This window comes from Paracoccus simplex, from assembly GCF_042648325.1.
GTDB classification, from domain to species: domain Bacteria; phylum Pseudomonadota; class Alphaproteobacteria; order Rhodobacterales; family Rhodobacteraceae; genus Paracoccus; species Paracoccus simplex.
In genome coordinates, this window is record NZ_JBHRXE010000019.1 from 1 (window position 1) to 3,042 (window position 3,042).

Below are 3,042 nucleotides of genomic sequence, written 5' to 3' on the forward strand. Positions count from 1 at the left end.
GCAGGAAGACATAGCGCTGCACAGCCGGCGCGGCAGGCGGTGGGGGCGGGGCGGGGGAAGGAGAGGCGGCGGACATTTCTGCACCAGGGTTGGGACGCGCTGCGCCGGTAGGTCGGAGCGGCACGTCCGGAAGCGGTTCAGCGTGGCCGTTCCTTCAGCCCGCCGGTATGCGGGTCGATCTCCTCGAAATGGCCATGCACCTCGATATCGTCCAGTAGCCCCTTCCAGAGCGAGCCGCAAAGTCCCACCATCACCACCAGGAAGGGCGCGGCCACGATGATCGAGGCGGTCTGCAACCCGTCCAGCCCGCCCATCACCAGCAGCACCGAGGCCGAGGCACCGGCCAGCAGCCCCCAGAGCACGACGATGCCGGCGCGCGGATGCGTGGTGCCATGGCAGGACAACATGCCCATGACCACCGAGGCGGCATCGGCGCCCGAGACGAAGAAGATCGCCACCAGGAACATCGCCACCACCGAGGTCAGCCCGGCCAGCGGATATTGCTCGAGCAGTGCGAAAAGCGAGACCGGGGCGCCCTGCTGGGCAATCGCCTCGACCAGGCCGCCGGGGCCGCTGAGTTCCGAGAACAGCGCGCTGCCGCCCATGACGGTGAACCAGACGAAGGTCACGGCGCTGGGGATCATCAGCACGCCCACGACGAATTCGCGGATGGTGCGGCCGCGCGAGATGCGGGCGATGAACACGCCGACAAAGGGCGCCCAGGAAATCCACCAGGCCCAGTAGAAGATCGTCCAGCTGGCCAGCCACTTGCTGTCGCTGAAGGCCGAGGTGCGGAACGACATCGACACCAGGTCGCCGAAGTAATAGCCCAGCGACTCGATCAGCGTGTCGAGGATGAAAACCGTCGGGCCGAGCAGCGCCAGGAACAGCAGCAGCAGCACCGCCACCACCATGTTCATGTTGCTGAGGAACTGCACACCCTTGCCGACGCCCGAGACCGCCGACAGGATGAACAGCACCGACAGCACGGCGATGATGCCAAGCGCGATGCTGGGCGATTCCCCGGTCTGCCACAGGTAGTTCATGCCGCTGTTGATCTGCTGCGCCCCCAGTCCCAGCGAGGTGGCGGTGCCGAACAGCGTGGCGATGATCGCCAGCACGTCGATGGTGCGGCCGATGGGCCCGTGCACGCGGTCGCCCAGAAGCGGGTGGAAAGCGCTGGAAACCAGCGTCGGCAGGTCGCGGCGATAGCTGAAATAGGCCATGGCCAGCCCGGCCATCGCATAGATCGCCCAAGGATGCAGCGCCCAGTGGAAATAGGCGTATTGCATGGCGACCAGCGCGGCGTCCCTGGTCTGCGGCTCGGCCAGGCCGTGCGGCGGGGTGCCGAAATGGCTGATCGGCTCGGCGACGCCCCAGAACATCAGCCCGATGCCCATGCCGACGCTGAACATCATGCAGACCCAGGACCGGGTCGAGAATTCGGGCTTCTCGTCGTCATGGCCCAGCTTGATGCGGCCGAAGCGGCTGAAGGCCAGGAACAGGGCAAAGGCCAGGAAAAAGGCCGTGGAAATGACAAAACTCCATCCGAAGACCCGGATGATCCAATTCAATGTGGCCGTGGCGATGGCGGCCAGGCTGTCGGGGGCGAAAACGCCCCACATCACGAATCCCCCGGCAATGGCGATGGCAGGCCAGAAGACGCCGGTGTTGATTCCCCTCTCGGGTGTTGTCTGCATATGCGATCTCCTCCGCAGTCTCCTCCAAGACTCGTCAATGCTTCCGGCGCTGTCGGCGGAAGCCCGTCCGGCTTGCGGCCGCGGCTCAGGGGCCGCGCAGGGTGGCCGGCGGCAGCCAGCCGGACGCGACCTGGCGCTTGTGCGCGGTCAGCGCATTGCGCATCAGCATGGCCACCGTCACCGGACCCACGCCGCCGGGGACCGGGGTGATCCAGCCCGCCACCTCGCGCACCCTGTCGGTGTCGACGTCGCCGAGGATCCGCAGCGTGCCGTCCGGCGCGCTGACCTGGTTGATGCCGATGTCGATGACCGCGGCGCCCGGCTTGATCATGTCCGGCCCGATCAGATGCGGCTTGCCCACCGCGACGACCACCACGTCGGCGCGCCGCGAATGCATGGCGACGGAACGGGTCATGTGGTGGCAGACGGTGAAGGTGGCGCCCTCGGCCATCAGCAGGAAGGCGGCGGGCTTGCCGACGATCTCGGAATGGCCGATCATCACCACCTCGAGGCCGCGCAGGTTCAGCCCGGTCTCGCGCACCAGCTCCACCGCCGCCGCGGCGGTGCAGGGCGCCAGCGCCACATCGTTATAGACGATGTTGCCGATCGAGGCGGGGTTCATCCCCTCGACATCCTTCAGCGGATGGATCGCCGATTGCAGCGAGCGGACATGGATATGCGCCGGCACCGGCCGCTGCAGGATGATGCCCAGCACCTCGGCATCGTCGTTCAGCGCCGCGATCCGGCGCTTGCATTCCTCTTGGGTGATGTCGGCGGGCCAGAGCTGTCGCTCGAAGGGCAGGCCGACCCGTTCGGCGCCGCGGGCCTGGTTGCGGACATAGACCTCGATCTCGGGCGAGGGACCGATCGAGACCGACAGCAGCCGGCCGACCGGGCGGATCGCCCTTTCGCGTTCCAGCTCGGCGCGCAGTTCGGTCAGGATGCGGGCCTGCACGGCCCGGCCGTCGATGAGGCGGTGATCGTGGCGATTGGTCATGAAGCGGGTTTCTTCCTGATCCTGATCTGGCTCTGGTTCGGCGGCTGCGAACAGCCATTCGGCTCAGGCGACGCCTTCCGGCACGAGGATGGGATAAGCGCGCGGCGGCGCAGTGCACTCAACCGACGTTTTGGGGAACAAAAGCGTCGTCATGCGACGTCGTGGGATCGGTCGGGCGGAATGTTCGCCGGTTTCTCCGGCATCGTCCGGGCGCTGCGCTGGCCAGTGGCAGGGCGGTGGCTGGTTGTCCCGGGCGGTTGGCCGGCCAGGCTGCGCGCGCCGCGCATTTCGATGCGCTGGCCCGAGGTATCCTCCCTTGCGCGATTCCTTGCCGCTTGTCACCGC

General features: G+C 67.2%; 3 protein-coding genes. 1 reads left to right on the forward strand and 2 read right to left on the reverse strand.

The genetic code is table 11. The features are described 5' to 3' along the window. Positions 1–137: 137 nt before the first annotated feature. Positions 138–1,700 (reverse strand): BCCT family transporter, encoded by a 1,563-nt coding sequence (locus tag ACFOMP_RS08495; RefSeq protein ID WP_289893272.1) that lies wholly within the window; start codon positions 1,698–1,700, stop codon positions 138–140. 85 nt (positions 1,701–1,785) lie between these two features. Beyond that, positions 1,786–2,697, reverse strand: a complete 912-nt coding sequence (locus tag ACFOMP_RS08500; RefSeq protein ID WP_379029498.1) for a bifunctional 5,10-methylenetetrahydrofolate dehydrogenase/5,10-methenyltetrahydrofolate cyclohydrolase — start codon at positions 2,695–2,697, stop codon at positions 1,786–1,788. Here ACFOMP_RS08500 and ACFOMP_RS08505 point away from each other — a divergent pair. Then, on the forward strand, positions 2,683–3,042 hold a 360-nt coding region (locus tag ACFOMP_RS08505), incomplete at its 3' end, for a hypothetical protein (RefSeq protein WP_379029502.1). The two genes, ACFOMP_RS08500 and ACFOMP_RS08505, sit on opposite strands and share 15 nt — an antisense overlap.

Bases quoted from the DNA above. Each gene is read 5' to 3' on its own strand.
- ACFOMP_RS08495 (WP_289893272.1), bottom strand. From the start codon at position 1,700: ATGCAGACAACACCCGAGAGGGGAATCAACACCGGCGTCTTCTGGCCT.
- ACFOMP_RS08500 (WP_379029498.1), bottom strand. From the start codon at position 2,697: ATGACCAATCGCCACGATCACCGCCTCATCGACGGCCGGGCCGTGCAG.